A 21,915-nucleotide genomic window follows, 5' to 3' on the forward strand; every position below is an offset into this window, starting at 1 on the left:
TCAAGATGGGACGGTATAGTATGGATTTACTTACGCAGGAATTTCACGCTCCAGCCAATGGCTTACGCATTGCCGTCACTCTCAATCAGGAACGCAGCGCGATTCGCCGGATCCACATTTCCAGCAAAAAAGATTTAAGTTGCAAATTCCACTTGCAGAACGACAGCGAGCGTCTCGATAGTACGCGCATTCAGTATGTCTCCCAACGCGGTTATCATATAGACGGCAGTTTGAGCTTGGAAGCCTCCGAAGAAGTGCTTGGTGGCATGCAAATTCGCGCCACGCTGCGCTACGGCCACAGCAATGAAATCCAGCACCTCAATGGCAAAGTCATACACCAGTTCCCCCCTTCCAGCACGGAACCCGTATTAGATCCAGATAAGGAAGCCGGTACCACCGTCCCGCAGGATGACACGCCATGGTCCGACGAACCCAGTCTCGCGCCGACCAATTCGGATTCCACCATACCGACACCAACAGGCCGTACCGAAGATTTATTCCCATATATTTTTTTACGCAAATGGTCGCAGCCGACTGCGGCGGCATTGGCACTGGCCTTTGTACAATTTCCCGCAGCCAGCAGTAAAGCCGTGTTTTTCGCCGCCTTGAGCGCGCAGCCGGGGCTAACGCGCGAACAAATGCACAGCGAAGCCTTATTATTTTGTGCTGGCAGCGATCAATACAGCGAACTCTATGTAGCCGATTGCAGCCAATTGCACGGCATGATCTTACGGCTGCCAAGCGTGGCCCGGGCGATTGCCGCAGCTCATGCGACGCCGACGGAATTAATGGGCAGCATTCCCGCGCTGCTCTATCTGCAAGCATCCGAAATGAACGGCGCACTCAATGCCACAGATTACTTAAGCAATATCGAAAGAGTTTGGCAAAGCTATTTCGCCCAACTGATACTCGATAGCGACGAGACCGAACTGCTGTTCAACTATACCCAGTTACTGTTGACCGATCACCTCTTGCGCGCCTTGTTTGCACCGGCGGCGGCCCTCTGCACAGCCGATTTTTTCAGCCTGCGCAAGGCTGCCATCTTACTGCCCAGCGCACTGTTTCCCTTACCGCCAGCCACGCCGATCAGCCCCACTGACAAAGCCGCCATGCGTGTGTGTGCGATCGGCGAATTGAAAATGGTGCGCCAGGTATTGCTGCGTTACGAAGCCGGCGAACTGGCACAACTGGAAAACATCATGCCCGGCGAACGGCGCGAAACACGACGCAGTTCCGCCAGCGGCCAGCAGCATTCCGACACGAGCCAACAGCACACTACCGAGCTCAATGATGAGCAGGCCGAAGAGGCTAGAAACAGTTTGAGCAAACAAGCACAGCAAGCCATCGCCGAGCAAATTTCGGTCAACAAATATACCGATTTTGATACCAGCTACGGGCCACCGACGCAAGTTAAACTCAATGGCTCCTGGACCGAATGGAGTAAGCAAGGAAAAAACCCCGGCAGCGACGAAGAAACCGAATTTGCCCGAAATATCCTGGAAAAAAGCGTTTCACGGGTCACTCGCAATGTGCGCCAAGTCCGTGCCAGCGGCAGCTATGTGCGCACCGAAGACAGCGTGACAAGTACGGTAGACAACAGCACGAGCACCAACAAATTACTCTGTGCCTTTCGCTGGCTGAACAAAATATTCCGTGCCAGCGTGGTCGGCCATGGCCATCGTTTGATGATAGAAATCATGCTCACACAACCGGCCGCAAGCTTACGACAACGACAGCTGCGCGATCAAACCGACAACTTTGACATGCCGGTTTCTCTGGCCGGAAATGGCATCAACAGTTTTGCTCAAATAAGCCCGGACAACTATGCGCGCTTGGCCGCAGCATATGGCGCAACGGATGTTATGCCGCCGCCGGCGGCGCAAAAGTACCTGTCTGCCACCCTGTGTAATGGCGAACGGAAATCTTTACGCGTGCCAGCCGGGTATTGTGTCAATCAAGTATTTTTGACCTATGTGAGCGAAGCGGCCGACGCGAACAGCCCGACCATCTTGATAGGTCGTGAGAAATTCCAAGCGAGTGACGACCCGACCAAAACCCGCACCTTCGGTGAAGACGATACGATCGCCTTATGCGTGCTGGCTCATGCTGCCACGCCAGCAGTTCCGGCACCAGCGCCAGCAGCCGCTCCGGCAGTCGCGCCATCATCCGTGCCGGCACCGAGCGCCGATGATCCGGCGCTCGCGCCCGTTGCAGTGCCGGAGCAGATGCCGGGTGCACCAATCGAAGTGCTGGCCAATGTTATCATCGCATGCGAACCCAGCCCGGCGCTGTTCGATGCATGGCGCATTCAAACCTATGAAACCTTGTTGCGCGGGTATCAACAGCAACTCGAACAAGTGCGCCGCGCGCCCAAAGTGGCACCGCCCAACACGCGCAAACAAATTCGCCAGCAGTTGCGTCAAGCTTGCACACGCTTGCTGTCACAACGCGCTGCCGCGCTCTGCGTACCTGCCGCTGGCGCCAATGACGCGCCCGCCAGCGCCAATCTGATCGATCCATGGGAAATACAATTCATCGCTGAACTGTTCGAATGGCATCAAATGAGTGCACATTTTTATGCCGTCTCCGATACCGTTACCCTACAAGAATTAAGCAGCTGCGACGACAGCGCCTGGGCCGAATTTTTACACGCCGATATGGCACGTATTCTCTTGCCGGTCGTGCCGGCACAAGAAGCCGTACTGCTGTACTACTTATCGAGCGGACAGCGCTGGCAAGGCCAAGCGGAACTGGCACCGGTGGATAGCGTCAATGCCGCACTAGTGTTGGAACTGAAACGCATGCAAGCAGCTGGGCCGACACACCCGGCACACGCAGACTGGGAAATTATCGTTCCCACCACGATGCAAATTCAAGATACCGATTTCAGCGTCAGCCCGGCCCCCATGGCGAGCCGGACATGATGCCGCGCGGATTATCCCACCGCCCTCATTGGCCAACCCCGCTGCCAACGCCGCAAGTATTTGGCAACATTTTGCCGGTAGGTGCCATCATCGCCTTTGCCGGCCAACTCGGCACGTCGGCCAACAGCAATCTGGAAGCCTCCGGTTGGATGCTGTGCGATGGCCGCAGCCTGGCGATCTCGATGTACCAAGAGTTATACGCCTACCTCGGTTTTCAGTATGGTGGTAGCGACGAAGCGTTTCTCATTCCCGACTTGCGCGGTTATTTCCTGCGCGGTGCCGACCCCGACGCCAAAATCGACCAAGATGCCGCGCATCGCCAGCCGCTGGGCAGTGGGAAACCAAGCGATGTCGGTTCGCTGCAAAGCGATGCATTGCAAAACCACGTCCATCTGGCCGCGCCAGGCGGCGTGCCGGTGCCGACCTCCGGCCCGCCGCTGGCCTCAGCGATCGCGCCGATTGCACCGACTGCAGCAGTAGACAGTGGCACCACGTCGGCCGATAGCGTGCACATCAGTGCGCACGAAACCCGGCCTAAAAACATTTCCGTTCATTATGTGATTCGTTTCACCAACCGCTTGCACCATCCGACTTGATGCACGCCGCACTTGTGATGAAAGAACATACCATGACTATCGTGATCGATCCCAAACGTATCCTCCGCTATGCCAACCGGCCCAGGCCCAGCTATGTCAGCAGCTTGGCCCAAGCCCAGGCAATGTATGATCGCTACGGCATCTCAGCCAATGCCCTGCGAGCGGCGCACTTCACCGCGCAAATCATGTATGAATCTCAAGCCTTGAGAGCCGAGCAAGAAAATCTCAACTACTCGGCCAATCGCCTCGCCGCCGTTTGGCCCAGCCGTTTCCAACCACGCGGCCCGCTCAACCCGGCCGACTACGCGCATCAGCCGCAAGCACTGGCAGACTACGTCTACGGCAATAAGAACGGCAATACCGAAGCCGATGACGGTTACCGCTTTCGCGGTCGCGGCCTGCTACAACTCACCTTCAAGAGCAACTACGCCGCTGCTACACGCGCTTTGCAAAAACTCAAGCCGATGGCACCCGACCTGTGTCTGAACCCCGATGCGGTCACCGAGCCAGACTGGGCTTTGGCGGTCGCCGCCGCAGTATGGGAAGCCAAGGGGTGCAACGGCTATGCCGACCACGACAATATCAATAAGGTCACACGCGCCATCAATGGCGGCGAAAACGGACTGGCGGAGCGGAAAATTTGGCTGCGGATGATGAAGCAGCTCTTCGGCGTGTGAAGCTGCTGTCGTGACGACAGCAGGTGCAAGTGATCAGTGCGACTAACGCGTAGTGTTATCGCCTTGAAGATCCGGATCGTTCCCGACCTGCGGATCAAAATTGATATTCATCGGATGGTCGTAGTGAATACTGGCTTCATCTTTGTCTTTGAATTCCAAGGTCACATGTATCTGTTCCACCACCGAATTTTTATCACTGAAAGTAATCATCTTGCGATCAACCGAAATACTTGGGTGGCTAAATTGTGGAGCAAGGTAAGGTTTTTTCTTGCTCATTCCATGAAACACAATATTTTCCGGTGTTTCAGGAATGATTTGATAATTGATGATCGTATCGGTATGAATAACCGAAATCGACGCAGGGACGCAGGTGACTTGATACTGTCGATGATCACCCGCATTTCCTTTCCCCTCAGGCACAGGTATCACCGTCACTTGAATGTTAATAAAATCGGGTATGGCGAATGCTGGTCTCATAGTTTTTCCCTTATCTTCAGTTGTGAAATAGAACGGATGTATGCAAATTCGTGATAGCCCATTCTGGCTAATTCAGCGATCGCATTTGGAACGGCCTTGCTCTGCCCCAGACAAAGTTGTGCTCGCACCCAGGGATCAAGAATTCTGAAATCTGCCTTACCGGGCGCATCCACACCAATCAAAGCTTCCACCTTTTGACACGCCACTCTCGCAGCAGCGGTGTCACCTGCAGCAGCAGCAATTTCCGACGCAAGCAACAGCGCGTTGACGAAAGCCACGCGAGCATGAAAATCGGATTGATTCTTTGTATAAAGCATCTCAAGGACACGTAAGGATACGTCAATTTGATGCTTTGCATCATCAAAATGATGAATATCTAACAAGATCACCGCAGTATTCCTATGTGCTGTCGCCTCTAAGCGTAATAATAAGGATTTCGTGGGATCAAGACGCGCCATAGAACTGAGCTCTCGCGTCACGTGCTCCAACTCTGGTAAGAGCTTGGACGCGCCGCCTCGATACCCGAGAATTTGTAACTCTCGCAATTGCGCAGAGAGTCGATTCGACTGCCACACCCGATTACTCGGTTCCCTCTCAAGAATCGCCGTCAGTATCTTCTGCGATTGACGGTAATCGGCCAAGGCACTGTTTTCCTGCCCGAGCGCCAGCGCCAAATCGGCCCGGTGCTGCAAGGCTCGCGATACCCGATTCGACCACAAGGCATCGCCGGGCGCGGCATCTGAAAGTTTTTTAGTGATGTGCAACTCGCGCTCATACATTTGCAGCGCCTCGCTCAATTCCCCGATCGCCTCCTTGCTCGATCCCAACCACGATAAACTATCAGCCAATTCGGCAGCCACGACGCGCTGCTCCGGTTCACGCAGCAACGCGCGGGTTTTCAAATCGACCGAGAGCAAGAATTCTTTGGCCGCCGCCTGCGGATTGCCGCGTTTCAAGGCCAAGGTACCGAGATTATTGTGTGCATACGATTGCTCTATCCACACCGCGACATTGCCGGGGTCAAGGCTGGACAAGCGATCGCTGTAAACTTGGTATTGTTTGAAAAAGCCTTCGGCACCCACCCAATCACTTTGGTCCAAACAAATTTGTCCCTGCCAGAAGGCATTGACACCGAGTTGTTTGAGTATCGTCTTATTATTGTGTGCAGCATCGAGCTGCGCCAGCAGTATGGCTCGGGAATTTTTCAGGGCATGGAGAGCCAACTGCGGATTGCCGCGCGCAATATTAACTTCGGCAATCACTTCCAAGGCCTTGGCGCGCTGGGTCTGTGAAATCGAATTCGACACTTCCTGGTCAGACAGCGACAAATATTCGAGCGCTTTGGCACTGATACTGTCGAGCAAATCCAAGCGTCCCAGCGGGCGCAACTTATCGGCGAAATCGCCGAGCATGAATTCCATCAATCCTTCCGCTTCATGGCGGCGCTGCTGCGCTGTTTGTTTCGCGGCAATGGCGCTGAGTCCCAAACCAATCGCCAACACCGTCAAGCTCAACAAGGCAATCAATACCAGCAAGCGCCGTCGTTCGCGCCATCTGGCCTTGGCATTGGAAGCATGAATGTAGCCGATCTCCAGCTGCGAGAGCGAAAAACTGCCGAGCTTGAGCAAAGCCCGCGCCTCATGCAATTGCTTTCCGTGCGGCAATAGTAAATCGGGCGAGTGCTTTTCTTTGAACCATCGCGATGCCGATAAGGCGACACGGCTGCGTACCCGCAGCGCCTCTCGATGCTCAGCAATCCACGCGGTCACCCGTGCCCAGCGCCGCAGCAAGGCTTCATGCGCCACACCAAAGCCAGCCTCTTGGCCGACCAGTTCGCTGACAAACAGCCGGGCCTCAACAAAGGCGGTAACGAGCTCGCGTTCTGCGACAGAATGCAAGGCAGACCATGGCACCCGCACACTCGTCACGATTTCTTCATTTTCACTCAAGGCGACCAGCAAGGACAAAATCCGCGGCAACAGTCCTCGCTGCAGCTCACTCAGCGTGCTGAGCACTTCATCGGCGCGTCGGCCCAGCGCGCCTTCGACTCCGCCGAGTTGGTGAAACGCCGCAAAACTCAGCTCGTCCTGATCCGACCGTAAACGATATAATTCTTGCAATGTATATTGCAATAATGGCAGTGCATCAGGCCGTCCAAGCGCACTCGCGCACAGCACATCATCAAGGCGAGCCTGGGTGTGCGCATCGACGGCAAAACGCAAATTGGCCGCTTGCGCCGGCAAGCGAATAATTTGTGCGATATCTGCGTTCGTCGGTGGAGTCAGATCAAAATGTGCGCCGTGTGCCTTGCCAGCCATTAAGAACGGACACTCGGCGATGTACGGATAAAAATCATTCCTACAAGCAACAATCAACAACACCGCATTGCTGCGCGCAAAAGCATCCAGCACCGCAATGAAGTCCCCGCGTGCAGCCACCGACACATGGGGAGAAGTAAATACCGCTTCGTAACGATCGACAAATAATGCCAAGCGTCGATACGGCGGCGCTAGGGCTTGCGTGAGCAAGGTGTTTTGCAAGTGAGCAATAACTGACATGACATCGTCGGCCAAACGCTGCCCTAGAGAAATACTACTGGCACCGGCAAACACATCCGTGCCGGCAATTTGCCAATCGATCAAGGCACTGCCCAAAGCAGTCAATAATGGCTGATCACCGGTATCAGCCAGATCAAGCATCGTCACCGAGACCAATTGCAGCGACGCTTGAGGCCCCTGCCCATGCATTAATTTGGGCAACAGCCCGGCCCGTATCAACGAGGTTTTACCAGATCCGCTCGGGCCAAGCACCACGGTAAGCGCTTGCGGGCGTCTGACACTGGCTTTCACTGTTTGCAATAATTGCTCAATAGCATTATCACGCCCAAAAAAAACCTCCGCATACTCTTCCACGAATGCTTGCAAACCACGAAACGGTGATTTCCCTGCCCAATTTTCCTGCCGACCGACCGCGACCGCTCGCACCGTAGCGACGATGCGGTAGCCGCGTTTGCGTATCGTTTCTATATAAACCGGTGCCTTGGCATCATCACCCAAGACATGGCGCAATTGGGCGATCACTTTGTGCACCGGATTGTCACCGAATAAAGTTGTGCCCCAACACAATTGCAATAACTCTTCCGCACTGACCACCATAGCGGCCCGCTCGCACAACACCACCAGCACATCCATCGCACGCGGCTCGATTTGGCGACTGATTTCCTCGCGTAAAACCGTCTTGCTTGACGGACTGACCAAGCAATCCGCCAGGTAAAAAGCACCTTGCTCGAAGTAACTACGCTTATTGAGAGCAGACAAAACCGGCATAGTCAATTCACGATCATAAAATAAACTGTTTATAAACAATTACTTATCAACCGGAAGGTAAGCGGAAGGTCAATCTGTGCGAGACGGCCTAGAGTTTATCTTGTGTCATGCAAATACGTCTAGCAATTATTTGCCAAACAGAAACATATTCAGCGCCAATAAGATTGGCAATTTACCCATGTAAGGTCTCAGGAGAGAATCATTAACTCATCAGTGATGTATACGCCAGGGCTCGCAGCCAGCCTGCCCCAAGCCCCGCTCAACCATGCCATCGAAGGAACAGCCGGCATTGATGGACTCGAAATTCGCGCCGCCTTGGCCCAAGTGCTGGACAGTGCACCCTTTGTCAAATCGAGACGGATGTGCCTGTTGCTGCGGTTTTTAATCGAAAAGCAACTTGCCAATGCAATCCGCGATATCACCGAATACAGCATAGGCATCGAAGTGTTTGAGCGCGATCCGGCCTCTTACAATACGGGTGAAGATCCTATCGTACGTGTCCAAATCGGCCGACTGCGTGAAAAACTCAAAGCGTTTTACGCCACGATGGGCCACAACGTCAACCTGCACATCACCATTCCCTTAGGACATTACATGCCCGTAATTCGACGCTCCGCGGTGAGAGTCGCCGAGATCAAGCATCGCCACCGACTAGCGGCATTTCCCCTAAAATACCTTTCCGACAACAGCGCCGGGGTCTGCTTTACCGAAGGCTTGAGCGAAGAATTGTCGCACCAACTGTTCCGCGAATTCGGCGACAAAATCGTCTCGCACACATTCGCCCGCCAGTACAACATCCATGAAGGAGACATGGCAGACGCCGGCCTGCAAGCAGGGGTCAGCCACTTTCTGGAAGGCAGCATCCGCGTCGAGGGCCATTTCATCAGAACATCGTTTCGGATGCTCGACGCCAAAGCTGGTTGCATCGCTTGGTCGATACAATGCGACCATCAAGCGGCGTTTTCGATACACTTGCAGGAAGCCGTGGCAAGTTCCGTCTGTGCCTCCTTAGAACAGTATTTTGCCGGCAGATAGCAATGTCAGCCCAATGTTCATTTGGCCCGCTGGCCCCACAAGATTTCCGGATCGGCCAAACGGCTGCCGGTATGATCACTGATGATGATTTGCGGGACGCCAGTCATACCGTAGCTACGTATCAACGCTTGTGAATGTTGCATGCGTGCATAATTGACCGAATTCAGCTCTGCATCAGCTTGTGCCAGACGTTCAGCCGCCGCAACACAAGCGATCTCGTTCAACAGTACCGTCACCACTCGCAAGTCCGTGATGTCCAATCCACGGACATAGCGCGCCAGTTGAAAATGCTTCAAGGCTGCCAGTTCATACTGCGGTGCCGTCAGAGAAACCGCCGTCAGTGCCAATGTCGCGCAAGCCGAATCGAAACGACTGCCATGTTGACCCAGCACTTGGCTGCGATATGCTTGACTGAAAACTTGGCCGGTTTTCTCAGCAATGCGCAAGTCATGCGACCAAGCGATTTCGGCAAAGCCAGCATCCATAATGCGCCCGCCAGCCCCAGCGAATAAGCCGGTAGGCGACAACTGTACGAGAAAACCCGCTTGTTGCGCCAAACGTTCAATGGCGGGTGCGGCACCGTAACACCAGCCGCATAAGGGATCAAACAAATAAGTCAGCGTGCTTAACATCATGTCATTTCCCAATTTTTTGCGTCAAAATAGATGGCGGCAAGCACTACCATTTCATTTCGCCTGTATTGACCTTGGCACCAATTTCCAAGGACATGGTACCAGTACCGAGCTGTGGATAAGCTTGTTGCATGGCCTTGATCAAGCCGGTGCTATCTTTATTCGCAGCGAGATTTTTTTCAAAGCTTTGCAGATAATCCTTGGTGAAAGTGATCGCACTGGCATCGGTTTTCGTTCCGGCCGCCATGTGACCCGGCACCACGATCTCCGGCTTGAGGGCCGCCATCTCATCGAGTTGCGCGATCCAAGCAGCGCGCTCGGCGACAGTTTGCGTGTCTGCCGTCCATACGTGGGCATTGCCGACCACAGCGATATTACCGGCGATGGTTTTGATAGCGGGAATCCAAACATACGGGCGATGCGCCAAGATGCCGCTGGTGCCGCGAATTTCTATGGTTTGCCCCTCGAGCTGGAGAAAGGGCGCCGACAAGGCACGTGGCAGCACCGGTGCATGCGGTGCATTGGTAGCCATTTTCGGCCCCCAAAAGGCCAGCTTAGCCTGCATCTTGGCGGCCAGCTTTTCCAATACAGCCGGCGTCGTCACCACATCGGCCTGGGGGAAAATCACTTTTAAGATTTCCGCCCCAAAGTAATAGTCGGGGTCAGCCTGACTGATGTAGATGGTGCGCAATTGCTTGCCGCTATCGAGCACCTTGGCGGCAATACGTAGCGCATCGGCACGCGTGAAGCCGCTGTCGATCACGATGGCTTCGGTTTCGCCATACACCAACGTGGCATTGACGTTGAAACTACCGGCATCGGCAGTATAAACTTGCACAGTCAACGGTGCAGCAGCCAGACTGGCGTGCGAAGCAAGGGCCAGCGAGGCCGCGAAAAGTGTGGTGCGTAGCATATGATCAATTCCTATCAGCTCGTTAGAAGGGAACGCCTTGCAGCGTTGAATCAGACTATAGTTGCTTTAATCGAACAGATAAATGGCATAATCTGCCGATCACTGTTTCTTAAATCGAGCAAATCATGGATAGACTGACAGCCATGCAAGTATTTACTGAAGTTGCGCAAAGTGGAAGCTTCAGCGCAACCGCCGATAAACTCGACATGTCGCGTGCCATGGTGACACGCTATGTCGGCGAACTCGAGCGCTGGCTCGATGCGCGTTTGTTACAACGCACCACGCGCAGCGTCACGCTCACGGATGCCGGTGAAAACTGTCTGCGCCGCAGCCAGCAAATGTTAGCCTTGATGCAGCACGTCGAAGAGGAAACCTGTAGTCGCGATGCCGCCTTGCGCGGACAATTACGCATCACTTGCAGTGTTTCTTTGGCCTATGCCCAGATAGCGGCGGCAATCGTAGAATTTCTGCAACTCTATCCGCAACTCAAAATTGATCTGAATGCCAGCGAAGGCGCGCTTAGTCTGGTCGAAGCGCGTATCGATCTGGCCATCCGCATCAGCGCCACGCCCGACCCCAACTTGATCGGTCGGCTGCTGGCACCATGCACCTCGGTGTTAGTTGCGGCACCGGCCTATCTGGCACAGCATGGTCACCCGGCGATGCCGGCCGATCTGCCGGCGCACCGCTGCCTGTGCTATGCCAACTTCGGTCAAAGCGTGTGGAAACTGCAGCGTGGCGAAGAACAAATGGAAGTCGCGGTGGCCAGCAATTTCAGCGCCAACGAAGCCACCGCCTTGTTACGCGCGGCTTTGGCCGGCGGTGGTATCGCGCTGCAGCCGACCTACCTGGCCAATCCGCACCTGCTTGATGGCAGTTTGCAAGTTGTGCTGCCCGATTGGAACTTGCCAGACATGGGTATCTATGCGCTCTATCCATCACGCAAACATTTATCGCCGGCCGTCAGAGCGCTGCTTGATTTTCTGGTTCAGCGCTTTGCTACGGCAGCGTGGTAGTGGTGGGCACGGGAGGAATAGGCTGGAATACGGTCGGCAGCATCACGGCTTGATTCTGCAATCAATCAGCAGTATCATTATATAGTATCATTCAGCAGTCATGAATAGCAAACACTTGAGTACCCTCGCTGATATTTTCACCGATCCGGTCAGCGCTGCACTTGAATGGCGCAAGATTGAAGCCTTGTTCATAGCTTGTGGCGCAATCACCGTCGAAGGAAATGGTTCACGGGTTCGGTTTGAATTAAATGACGTTGTCGCTACTTTTCATCGCCCGCACCCGGAAAAAGAGGCGAAACGCTATCAAGTACGCGATGCCAGAGAATTTCTTTTGACATCCTCCCCGCCCTAAAGAGGCTGTCGCAAAAGGGTTTTCAGTCGGTATCATTACCCCGACTGGTGGCCGCGTCGTTCCTGCGTGCTTTTGGCAGGAATCCAGCGACGTTCGTGGTTAACTGAAAATGCCAGAAATTGTGGCATTTTCAGTGTAAAAAACGACACTAGGTTCCCGCCAAAAGCACGCGGGAATGACGAGGTGTACGGTGTTTCAGATGTAAAAAAGCGTCCATTAGGCTTTTGCGACAGCCTCTGAACGACGGGGTTTTACGCGCAAATCCGATAAAGGCAGGAGTGAGCATATGAACATCATGATGCACAAAGGCTATTTAGCCAAGATTGACTACTCGGACGAGGATGCGCTCTTCACCGGCCGACTCGCAGGCATTGATGACGTCATCGGTTTTCACGGCCAATCTGTGAGCGAACTGCGCGCCGCCATGGCTGTAGCAGTCGAAGACTACCTTACCACATGCAAAAAACTAGGCAGAAAGCCACAAAAAACCTACTCTGGAAAATTTCTGGTACGCATAGAACCGGCAGTTCACGCGCGTGCGGCCATCGCCGCTCAAGCTGAAGGAAAAAGCCTCAACGCTTGGATCGGTGAGGCAATTATATACAAACAATCGGCAGTTGCATAAATCGATGAGCTGATCGCTGCAACCGCAGCCCCGCGCTTCTCAAGCAAAGAAGCACGGGAGTGCTGACATCTCTACTCAGCTCAGTTGCTGCAACAATAAGGCTGCCGCGGCCGCTGAGGAACCCGGGTTTTGTCCGGTGATCAACAAGCCATCGATGAGGACATAGGAAGCCCAATCCGGGCCTTGGGAATAGATGCCACCCTTGGCCTTAAGCATATCTTCGACCAGAAACGGCACGATGTCGGTCAGCTCGACGGCCGCTTCTTCGGTATTGGTAAAGCCCGTCACTTTTTTACCTTCAACCAAAGGACGACCGGCCGCTGTTTTGACGTCGCGCAGTACCCCAGGTGCATGGCAAACCAGTGCTACCGGCTTGTTGGCGGCGATGACAGACTCAATCAGTGCGATCGAATGCTGGTCGGCCACCAAATCCCACAAAGGACCGTGACCACCTGGGTAAAAGACTGCATCGAAATCGGCTTGCGACAACGAGTCCAAGCGCACCGTCGCCGCCAATTGCGCATTGGCCTGTGAATCGGCAGTGAAGCGCTTGGTTTGTTCGGTTTGAAAGTCTGGCTCATCGCTCTTAGGATCGAGCGGCGGTTGTCCACCGAGCGGTGACGCCAACACGACTTCCACGCCGGCATCTTTAAAAACGTAATACGGTGCGGCCAACTCTTCCAGCCAAAAACCAGTTTTACGACCGGTGTTGCCAAGTTCACTATGCGAAGTCAATACCATCAATACTTTTTTCATTTTCTTGCTCCTGAATAAAATTGTTCATAACAAGTAGTAGACCAGTCGTCTAACCTGCATGCGTAAAAGAATACTCCAATACACTGGCTGTGTCTCCCACTCCGTGTGAAGAAACAGTGAAGAATTGGCGACGCAGATGCTGTTGTACACGGCGTCAGCGTTGATACTATATCCAATATTAGACCGGTCGTCTAGTAAATTATGAAGAATGTGCTTCAGAAATGTATTCGCTCATCGGGTAAGCTGAAGATCAGCCTCCTGCTTGCGAGCGTGTACACGATCGTTTCACGCAGCAAATAAGCGCTTGGCACCACCACATTGGCCTTAGCGATCACCGCCAATACCTGATTGGCATAAACTTGATCGCCAGTTGAACCATCACCGAACAACCAGCGCATCGTCACCGAATTATCGAGAACGAAACGCATCAGTCGCGGCCTTGCTCAATCAGTGCTTTCGTGTCGATTCCTAACAATGGCGGATACGATGCCATTAATTTTTGCATTTGAGCAACCCCCGCTGCGACTTCATTTTTTTGCGCTGCTTCTACTGGAATCAAGTCAGCGACTGCCTCGCCGCGCAGTGTGATCGTATACCGCTGACCCAACTGCACGGCACGCAATAATTCGGGTAATTTTGTTTTCGCTTCGTAAGACCCAATTTCGATATGCATGATCTTTCTCCTGCCTCACAACTTTTTTCAGTGCAAAAACGACACTAGGCTCCCGCCAAAAGCACGCGGGAATGACGAGGTATACGGTGTTTCAGGTGTAAAAAAGCGTCCATCAGGCTTTTGCTACAGCCTCTGAAGGCCGGGGCTTCAAACCCTAGTCAGATTTTTTATGATAATAAACCAATATATAGACCAGTCTTTACATGTCAAGGAATGTGCGACTGAGATCTCAAGAATAGCCCGGCGATCACACTTCAGCGCGCTAAAAACGCCGCCACTTCCGCGCTGTCAGGCGGATTACAGCCAGCGCGCATGACGTTCAAACTCGCAGTGGCAATGGCAAAGCGCAAGGCATTTTCCAGCGCAGTCTGATTGAGCGTAGACAAACCCGCTACCGACAAGTGCCCAGCACCCTGCAAACTCGCAGCCAAGCCAGCCCAAAAGCTGTCGCCGGCACCGACCGTATCGACCACGCTAACACCGGCCGGTATTCCCTGCGCCACATGCTCAGTGCGCGAGAGCAGAATGCCGCCATGCTCACCCAAGGTCAGAGCAATCAATTTGATGTTGGAATCAAGAAACAGCGTGCGTGCAGCATCGATCGGTTCGGCATGCTGCAAGCCCAGATGGCGCAAATCTTCATCGCTGACCTTGACCATATCCGCCAGCGCTAACATTTTCCGTACTCCGGCAGCATAGGCAGTCAGATCAGGGCACACCATAGGACGCATATTGGCATCGATAGAGATAATCGCACCGGCTTTGCCGGCAGCGCGGACAATCTGCAGCGTTTTTTCAATTTCGTCCGGCACCAAGGTCAAACCACCGGTGTGTAACAGTGTCATCGCCGACGGCAAGGCCGCACAGGCTTGCTCTGCCGTGATATCGCGGTCAGCCACGGCAGCGCGGTGAAATGCATAGGTCGGTAGTTTCTGCTCATTGAGCGTGACCACCGCGATCGAGGTCGGCTGCAGACTACGGGTCGGGCTCGCCAAGCTGACACCGGCACCACGCAAATGATGGGTAAAACGATCGCCGAAGGTATCGATGGAAAAAGGGTTGAGATAGGTGACGGCCATGCCTTGACGGGCCACAGCCAAAGTAAAATTACACACCGAACCACCGAGGATAGCGGCAAAGCGGCCATCTTCTTGTTCTATCATATCAACCAGTGCTTCACCAAAAGTGACTATCATTTTCTTCTCCAGATATGGTACCGCCACCGGTCTGTCGATCTGCTTGCCCGCACAGGCAAGCGAGCATCAAAACATCAGAGCACAGGTGGCACGATTAAGTATTAGGGGTATTTTTTAAAAACAAATCGCGGTCAGGTCCGAAATTGGCATACAAAGGAAGTAAGGCCGCACCGATGGCATGGGCGTCCGGCCCGATGGTACCGGCCAGAATAAGCGGACGTAACACTCCTTCCCAACGGTACAAATCCAAAGACTTTTCTACTTCACAAAGCAGCTTTTCCAATAACAGACGGTCCAGCGAACCATCGATCACGATACTTTCCAAATCCAAAAAACACACCGAACTGATGATGGCAAACGCGATGGCACGCGCGGCGTCATCGAGCCAAGCACCGGTGTGCGTCAGCCACGGTTCCTGTAATGCTCGTTCATCATACGAGGCACTCTGGTCCAAGCCGGAGGCGGCATATAATTGTTCCAAATTAAACAGCGACGCAGCACTGAGCAACTGCTCCGGTGCCGTGCGCGTATCGGCATGCGAAATCGCCAACGGTAAGGAACCGACCGCGCCGGCATTGCCATGCAAACCGCCATGCAAATGACTGTTGAGCACGAGCGCACCACCGATAAAGGTATCGACAAATAAGTAAAAGAAACTTTTGATACTGCGTCCACGCCCGGAAACCAACTCTGCCACGCAGGCGGCCGCCGTGTCTTTGGCAAACTCTACCGGCAACTCGGTCATGGCTTCAATGCGCGACAAGATATCGATCTGGTCCCACTTATTATTTTGCTGCGGCGTGATGTCCAGCAATTTTTGCCAGCCTCCCAGCGCCAACGGAGCGGCAATACCTATGCCTGAAAGACGCGGCAATTGCGTTGGCCCCAGCCGCGCGCACATGGTATTGAGTTGCACTTCTATATCTTTAAACAAGGTATCGGGATCGGGAAACGGGTACGACCACGAAGAACGCTCGCGCGCTTGACCGACAAAATCAACCAATAACAAATCCAAACCACGCCGACCTATCTTGATACCAATAGAAAACGCGCCATCGGGATTAAGCACGATGGGAACCGAAGGCTGGCCGACTTTGCCACGGATCGGTGTCTGCTTGAGCACAAAACCTTCGTCGAGCAGACGGTTAATGATCAGCGAGACGGTTTGCGTACTCAGATTAGTCAAGCGCGCCAAATCAGCCTTAGGCATACTGCCGCGGGTGCGAATCGCCTGAAGAACAATGCGTTCATTGAATTGACTCATTCCGACCTGGTTGGAACCTCGTGGGCGCAACCATTTTATTTCATCGGATTGAGCATCTGTCGGGTCGGTCATGACGTCTTGCATAAGCGTGGTTTTTTATCCGAAATGCATCATTGCAGTGAGTGGGCATTCTACACCATGCCATGTCGCCAAACTTGCCAGCCTGAGCCAAAGCTCGGTCTGACAAGCAAGAGGAAACAATTCATCACACCGGCGACAGCGTAGTGAGGACGCCTTTTTTAAAGATAAAATTCGCATACGGCTGCATTTCACCGGTCTGCACGATGGCATACACTTGTTTCACGCGTTCATAAAAAGCAAACCGTTCGGTGGCCTGACATTGTGCCGCTTGAGCTAATGCACTGCGACTTAACAGCTTCACGATGTTCGCTTGCGTCTCGGACAAATAGCCGTCCGGCGACTCGCACACCTGCATATACGCCACCGGTTGTGCGACCGCCGCATCGAGTGGAAACACCGACAGCACGGCGTCGCAGGCACTGAGTAAATCACTGCCCGGCAACTCAATGATAGGTTTGCCCCGCCCCAGCGAACGCGCGGTGAAATTGGCATCGACCACGGCGACTTCATCACCATGCCCCATTTCGCATAAAATCTTCAGCAAATCGGCAGACAACAGTGGGTTGATTCCTTTAAGCATGCGCATCCTCAGGCAGGTCTTGAGGGTTTTTCGCGCCAGTCATCACCGCGACCGCATCCGACATACTGATTTTTTTAGGATTGACAAGCGCCACGCGTTTGCCTAAACGCTGAATATGGATGCGGTCAGCGATCTCAAACACATGCGGCATATTGTGGCTGATCAAAATCACCGGCAAGCCACGGTCACGCACACGCCGTATCATTTCCAGCACCATATTCCCCTCCTTCACCCCGAGGGCGGCGGTGGGCTCATCGAGAATCACCACATGCTTGGCAAATGCCGTACTGCGAGCAACCGCCACTCCTTGACGTTGGCCGCCGGACAAAGTGCCGACCGCCTGCTTCATCGAGCGTATACCGATCTTCAAATCCTTCATATGGCCAACCGCTTCGGCCAACATGCGTTTTTTGTCGATAATGCGAAAGCACTTGCCCAACAAGCCAGGACGCAGCAATTCACGGCCGAGAAACAAGTTTTCGGCAATCGTCATTGCCGGTGCCACGGCCAAATCCTGGTAGACCGTTTCGATACCGTGACGGCGCGCATCAATAGGCGACTTGAATGCCACGGTCTGGCCATCGAGTAACATCTGACCAGAATCAGGAATCAGCGCACCCGACAAGGCTTTGATCAAGGACGATTTGCCCGCCCCATTATCACCAATGACAGCTAAAATTTCACCGGCCCGCAATTCAAAATCAGTCCCATCGAGCGCCGTGACGCTGCCGTAACGCTTGGTCAGTCCGCTCGCCTGAAAAATAACGGAAGAATTATGCTTGCTCATTTTCAACCTTTTTTATGTGTGAGTTGATCGGTAGCAACCGCCAAAATCACCAAGACGCCGGTCACCAATACCTGATACACCGAAGGCACACCCATCAAGGTCAGACCATTCCTGAATACCCCGACGATGAGCACACCGATCAAGGTGCCCAAAATCGAACCACGACCACCAAACAAACTGGTACCACCGAGAACAACGGCCGTAATACTGTCGAGATTATCGGTCTGCCCGCCTTGCGGATCACCGACCCCCATACGTGCCACAGAAAGCAAAGCTGCGACGCCATAAAACAAGCCCGCCATCATATAGATGCCGAGCATAATTTTACCGGTAGCAATACCAGTCAAACGCGCAGCTTCAGGATTATTGCCGATGGCATAAATATGCCGACCCGGTGCGGTATCGCGTAAATATAACCAAGTCAAGCCATACAAAGCGAGCATCAAAACCGTACCGTAGGTGACCGTGGTTTGACCGATGCTGAAGGTATTGCCGAAGAACGACATCATCTCAGGGATGTCAGTAATCGTTTGCGCGTGGGAGTACAGCTGCGTCACTGCGAATGCAATATTCATCGTACCGAGCGTGACAATAAATGGTGGCAGCTTGACCATCGTCACCAAAGCACCATTGAGGAAACCTATCAATACGCAAGCCAACATACCGCATAGAATCGCCAGATAGGGATTCATGCCCAGATCGGTAGCGAATTTCGTCATCACAATCGAGCCCAGCGCCATCATCATGCCGCAGGACAAATCTATCCCGGCAGTCAAAATGATCAAGGTTTGGCCAATCGCAATCACGCCGACGACCATCACCTGCTGCAAGATCAGGGAAAAATTTTGGCCACTGAAAAAATGCTCGGACTGCCAAGTAAAGAAAATACTTGCTACCAGCAAGGCAATAATCGGACCGAGCGCCGAAAGCGGCGGAAGATGTTCTTTGAGATTCAATTTCATACCACGTTATCCTTAACGAACGAGCGACTGCTTAAAAAGTGGCGCTGCACCTGCAGCGCCACTTTTACTTACTATTCCAGCTTATTTACCCCAGCAAGCACCGAGACCAAAAGCGGTATCTTTACTCTCCACGCCAGCAACTACTTTGTCGCTGATGAGGGTCACGCCGGTATCGGTATAACCAGCGACTTTTTTACCTGTTTTAGCGTAAGTCACACCGGCTTCCACCGCTAAATCCGCCATTCTCATCGGATACTGCTGCGAAGTTGCGGCGATCACACCGGCTTTAACATCACGCACGCCGGCACAACCGCCATCCACCGACACAATCATGACCGTTTTCTCTTTACCGGCGGCTTTCAAGGCCTTGTAAGCACCTGCCGCGGCAGGTTCATTGATGGTGTAGACCAAATTAATTTCAGGGTTTTTCTGCAGACAGTTTTCCATCGCAGTTTGCCCCTTGCCTTGGTCACCATAGGTGTCGGCCATGCAAACAACATCGGCCGTTTTAAGCAAATCCGTGGTGGCAGCGCTGATACCGCTGGCACCAAAGCCACTCAGAAAGCCATTATGACGAGTAATGCCAACCGGATGACCAGGAAATAAATCGAGCATGGCAATTTTTACCGGCTTGCCAGCAAAACTGGCTTTCGCATACTGCCCGATCAAGATGCCGGCCTGATAATTATCAGTGGCAAACAAACCATCGGTGGCCGTTTGCGGCGCAGTCGGACTATCCAAAGCAATCACCATCACGCCTTTATCACGGGCTTTTTTAATGGCAGGAATAATTGCCTTGGCATCACTCGGTGTAATCAAAATAGTTTTCGCACCGGCAGACACCATATTTTCAATCGCCGTTACTTGCCCGGCATTATCGCCATCACTTTTACCCGCAGCAGTCAGCAATTTCGCGCCCAAGGCCGTGGCGCGGAGTTGCGCGCCCTCTTTCATTTTGACAAAAAAAGGATTGGTTTCTGTTTTGGTAATTAAACCGATCACAGGTTGCTCTGCAGCGCAGGCGATTCCTGCGACGCAGGTCAATACAGCTAATGAGATGCTATGTTGCAAATTCATGTAGGTCTCCTTGAGTTTTATATATGTCTTAGCGCAGCAACTAAGCGATGAACGATACAGGTGTTCTGATTTTATTCGTGTCAGCATTACGCTGATCAGCAATATAGCTCGGTCAATTTATTAAATCAAGTAGTTTTATTAATTATAAATAAATCATCGCACTGATTTTCTCCGCCTGACAAGTAAACTCCCCCGCCTTCCCGTTTCCGCGAACAACACCCTGCCTGACAAGACACAGCGCGTAGTAAAAAGCCTAATCAGCAGCTTGAAACTGATCTTTTTGGCTCGCTACCGGAGCCTACATACCGAGCAGCAATGTTGCACCTATGTGACATTTAGACTATATACCGCTTTTTTTTCGCGAAAATTTTTAGCAATTAAAAAAATAAATGGTACATTTAATTAATAAATCAATTTGGTTTATTAATTAAAGAAGCTGTTTTTTGGCCGAGTCGAATACATTCACAGGCTCAAACGAAAAACATTTCTTATAAAAATTTGGCATGACGCTGTGCGGAATGACCAATTTAATCAGGCTTAACACCCTCATACACTCAGGAGACAATATGAAAACACCATCCACCCACTTCCCATTGGCGCGCGCTCTGGGCACTGCCCTGGCAATGAGCTCCCTGTTGGCGACGCAAGCCTACGCACAACAAAGCAATGTCACTATCTACGGGCGCCTGGTTGACGGCGTCATGCTGACCACCAATCAGGCCACCGCCACGCCTGGCGTACTCGGTACCACCAGCAGCATAGGCGGCAATGTCTGGGGTACCAGTCTGTTAGGTTTTAAAGGCGAAGAAGACTTAGGAAATGGTTTAAAAGCCATGTTCTTACTCGAAAATGGCTTTTCCGGCGCAAATGGTGCCAACAACGGTGGCTCGAGCACCATCTTCTCGCGCCGCACCTTGGTTGGCTTGAGTGGTGCCTTCGGTTCGCTGAAACTGGGCCGCGATTTAACCCTGCCCAGCGATCAGGTTTGGGGCCTCGATCCGACCGGCCAGATGTGGTCAGGTACAGCGACCTTGGTCAAGGGACGCAACTGGCCTACCTACAACAATGGCATCAACTACATCTCACCACAATTTGGCGGTGCTTCCGTACAAGTTACTTACGGCTTAGGCGAAGTGGCCGGCTCGACCAGCGCCAACAGCACCGGTGGCATCGCATTGAATTATGCGTTCAATAACTACACCGTCACCGCCATGTATGACTTTGCCAAAGATGCAAAAGGCCGCGCCAGCTCCCTGTATCAATACTCAAATGAATTGACGCTCGGTGGTACCGCCAAATTGGATGACTTGACACTCTATGTCGGTTATCAATCACTGTCGGCCCCCGATACCGTGGCAGTCAGCCAAAGCAAGCCGGACAAAACCAGCCAGTATTGGTTAGGCCTTAACTACCGCCTGAGCCCAGCACTGACACTCATTGGTGCCGCCTACCATGCCAAGGTCAATCAACACGTAGGCAGCGCCAGCCAAATCGTGGTCGGTGCCAATTACAGCTTGTCAAAACGGACTTTATTGTATGTGGCTTTAGCCAACGTTCATAACAGCGCGCTGAGCAATTTCAACATGGACTTTAACAACCCGAATACCGCTGCTGCCGGTGCAAACCCAAGCGCATTCTTCAGCGGTATCTCGCACTCGTTTTAATTAAGCAAACTGCAAATTTCACAGAAAAAAAGTGCCCTTGATCGACCCTCCTACCCTGAAGGCACTGACGTGCCACTGGATTCCTGCCTGCGCAGGAATGATGAGGCGAGAGCAGGCCAGGTCGATTACGCATCCACCCAGCCGCCCGTAACGTCGTTCCTGCGCGCTTTTGGCAGGAATCCAGCGACGTTCGTGGCTCACTGAAAATGTCAGAAATGATGACGTTTTCAGTGTTAAAAACGACACTGGGTTCCCGCCAAAAGCATGCGGGAATGACGCGGCTGTGACATGCAGGAATGACG

The 21,915-nt window shown here is 52.9% G+C and carries 21 protein-coding genes; 8 read left to right on the forward strand and 13 right to left on the reverse strand.

Going from position 1 to position 21,915, the window contains the following annotated elements:
* Positions 1 to 20 precede the first annotated feature (20 nt).
* Genes RHM61_RS00335 through RHM61_RS00345 form a run of 3 tightly spaced genes read left to right on the forward strand, consistent with a single transcriptional unit; the run spans position 21 to position 4,197 of the window.
* Complete coding sequence (locus tag RHM61_RS00335) at positions 21 to 2,924, forward strand: hypothetical protein (RefSeq protein ID WP_322249162.1); 2,904 nt, start codon at positions 21 to 23, stop codon at positions 2,922 to 2,924.
* A complete protein-coding gene (locus RHM61_RS00340) occupies positions 2,924 to 3,520 on the forward strand; it encodes a phage tail protein (RefSeq protein ID WP_322249163.1) in 597 nt (198 codons plus the stop codon). Before RHM61_RS00335 ends, RHM61_RS00340 begins: the two co-directional genes overlap by 1 nt.
* A complete protein-coding gene (locus RHM61_RS00345) occupies positions 3,520 to 4,197 on the forward strand; it encodes a lytic enzyme (RefSeq protein WP_322249164.1) in 678 nt (225 codons plus the stop codon). The genes RHM61_RS00340 and RHM61_RS00345 overlap by 1 nt, the downstream gene beginning before the upstream one ends.
* Before the next feature lie 42 nt (positions 4,198 to 4,239).
* Here RHM61_RS00345 and RHM61_RS00350 read toward each other — a convergent pair whose 3' ends face one another.
* Both RHM61_RS00350 and RHM61_RS00355 read right to left on the reverse strand, forming a co-directional pair.
* Positions 4,240 to 4,674: a hypothetical protein gene (locus RHM61_RS00350; RefSeq protein ID WP_322249165.1), complete on the reverse strand. Its 435-nt coding sequence runs from the start codon at positions 4,672 to 4,674 to the stop codon at positions 4,240 to 4,242.
* Positions 4,671 to 8,000 (reverse strand): winged helix-turn-helix domain-containing protein, encoded by a 3,330-nt coding sequence (locus tag RHM61_RS00355; protein ID WP_322249166.1) that lies wholly within the window; start codon positions 7,998 to 8,000, stop codon positions 4,671 to 4,673. The genes RHM61_RS00350 and RHM61_RS00355 overlap by 4 nt, the downstream gene beginning before the upstream one ends.
* A 216-nt stretch (positions 8,001 to 8,216) precedes the next feature.
* Between RHM61_RS00355 and RHM61_RS00360 the strand changes: the two genes are divergently transcribed.
* Positions 8,217 to 9,035, forward strand: coding sequence for a hypothetical protein (locus RHM61_RS00360; protein ID WP_322249167.1), 819 nt, complete (start codon positions 8,217 to 8,219; stop codon positions 9,033 to 9,035).
* A 17-nt stretch (positions 9,036 to 9,052) separates the two neighbouring features.
* On the opposite strand, the gene RHM61_RS00365 is transcribed toward RHM61_RS00360, so the two are convergent.
* Both RHM61_RS00365 and RHM61_RS00370 read right to left on the reverse strand, forming a co-directional pair.
* On the reverse strand, positions 9,053 to 9,670 hold the full coding sequence (locus RHM61_RS00365) for a DsbA family protein (protein WP_322249168.1): 618 nt from the start codon (positions 9,668 to 9,670) through the stop codon (positions 9,053 to 9,055).
* Between the two features lie 43 nt (positions 9,671 to 9,713).
* Positions 9,714 to 10,580 carry an MBL fold metallo-hydrolase gene (locus RHM61_RS00370; protein WP_322249169.1) on the reverse strand — a complete coding sequence of 289 codons (867 nt, stop codon included), beginning with the start codon at positions 10,578 to 10,580 and terminating at the stop codon, positions 9,714 to 9,716.
* A gap of 125 nt (positions 10,581 to 10,705) precedes the next feature.
* Here RHM61_RS00370 and RHM61_RS00375 point away from each other — a divergent pair, with 125 nt between their 5' ends.
* The 3 genes from RHM61_RS00375 to RHM61_RS00385 all read left to right on the forward strand — a co-directional run bounded on the left by RHM61_RS00375 (position 10,706) and on the right by RHM61_RS00385 (position 12,573).
* On the forward strand, positions 10,706 to 11,596 hold the full coding sequence (locus RHM61_RS00375) for a LysR family transcriptional regulator (protein ID WP_322249170.1): 891 nt from the start codon (positions 10,706 to 10,708) through the stop codon (positions 11,594 to 11,596).
* A 100-nt stretch (positions 11,597 to 11,696) separates the two neighbouring features.
* Complete coding sequence (locus RHM61_RS00380; protein ID WP_322249171.1) at positions 11,697 to 11,948, forward strand: type II toxin-antitoxin system HicA family toxin; 252 nt, start codon at positions 11,697 to 11,699, stop codon at positions 11,946 to 11,948.
* 286 nt (positions 11,949 to 12,234) lie between these two features.
* Positions 12,235 to 12,573, forward strand: a complete 339-nt coding sequence (locus RHM61_RS00385) for a type II toxin-antitoxin system HicB family antitoxin (protein ID WP_322249172.1) — start codon at positions 12,235 to 12,237, stop codon at positions 12,571 to 12,573.
* A gap of 75 nt (positions 12,574 to 12,648) precedes the next feature.
* Here the strand turns inward: RHM61_RS00385 and RHM61_RS00390 are convergent, their stop codons facing one another.
* The 9 genes from RHM61_RS00390 to RHM61_RS00430 form a co-directional block, all read right to left on the reverse strand.
* Complete coding sequence (locus RHM61_RS00390) at positions 12,649 to 13,329, reverse strand: type 1 glutamine amidotransferase domain-containing protein (protein ID WP_322249173.1); 681 nt, start codon at positions 13,327 to 13,329, stop codon at positions 12,649 to 12,651.
* Between the two features lie 215 nt (positions 13,330 to 13,544).
* Positions 13,545 to 13,757 (reverse strand): hypothetical protein, encoded by a 213-nt coding sequence (locus RHM61_RS00395; protein ID WP_322249174.1) that lies wholly within the window; start codon positions 13,755 to 13,757, stop codon positions 13,545 to 13,547.
* Positions 13,757 to 14,002, reverse strand: a complete 246-nt coding sequence (locus RHM61_RS00400) for a type II toxin-antitoxin system prevent-host-death family antitoxin (RefSeq protein WP_322249175.1) — start codon at positions 14,000 to 14,002, stop codon at positions 13,757 to 13,759. The genes RHM61_RS00395 and RHM61_RS00400 overlap by 1 nt, the downstream gene beginning before the upstream one ends.
* Positions 14,003 to 14,256: 254 nt before the next feature.
* Entirely contained in the window at positions 14,257 to 15,198 is a 942-nt protein-coding gene (locus tag RHM61_RS00405; protein WP_322249176.1) for a PfkB family carbohydrate kinase, read from the reverse strand.
* Between the two features lie 94 nt (positions 15,199 to 15,292).
* Entirely contained in the window at positions 15,293 to 16,462 is a 1,170-nt protein-coding gene (locus RHM61_RS00410; RefSeq protein WP_322249177.1) for an ROK family transcriptional regulator, read from the reverse strand.
* A gap of 205 nt (positions 16,463 to 16,667) precedes the next feature.
* Positions 16,668 to 17,123, reverse strand: a complete 456-nt coding sequence (locus RHM61_RS00415; protein ID WP_322249178.1) for an RbsD/FucU family protein — start codon at positions 17,121 to 17,123, stop codon at positions 16,668 to 16,670.
* Positions 17,116 to 17,910 (reverse strand): ATP-binding cassette domain-containing protein, encoded by a 795-nt coding sequence (locus RHM61_RS00420; RefSeq protein WP_322249179.1) that lies wholly within the window; start codon positions 17,908 to 17,910, stop codon positions 17,116 to 17,118. The genes RHM61_RS00415 and RHM61_RS00420 overlap by 8 nt, the downstream gene beginning before the upstream one ends.
* 2 nt (positions 17,911 to 17,912) lie before the next feature.
* On the reverse strand, positions 17,913 to 18,872 hold the full coding sequence (locus RHM61_RS00425; RefSeq protein WP_322249180.1) for an ABC transporter permease: 960 nt from the start codon (positions 18,870 to 18,872) through the stop codon (positions 17,913 to 17,915).
* Positions 18,873 to 18,953: 81 nt separating this feature from the next.
* Complete coding sequence (locus RHM61_RS00430) at positions 18,954 to 19,949, reverse strand: sugar ABC transporter substrate-binding protein (RefSeq protein WP_322249181.1); 996 nt, start codon at positions 19,947 to 19,949, stop codon at positions 18,954 to 18,956.
* A gap of 566 nt (positions 19,950 to 20,515) precedes the next feature.
* On the opposite strand from RHM61_RS00430, the gene RHM61_RS00435 reads away from it, so the two are divergent.
* Complete coding sequence (locus tag RHM61_RS00435; RefSeq protein WP_322249182.1) at positions 20,516 to 21,613, forward strand: porin; 1,098 nt, start codon at positions 20,516 to 20,518, stop codon at positions 21,611 to 21,613.
* Positions 21,614 to 21,915: the final 302 nt, after the last annotated feature.

Origin of the sequence: Undibacterium sp. CCC3.4 (assembly GCF_034347425.1) — a bacterium.
Lineage (GTDB): Bacteria > Pseudomonadota > Gammaproteobacteria > Burkholderiales > Burkholderiaceae_D > Undibacterium.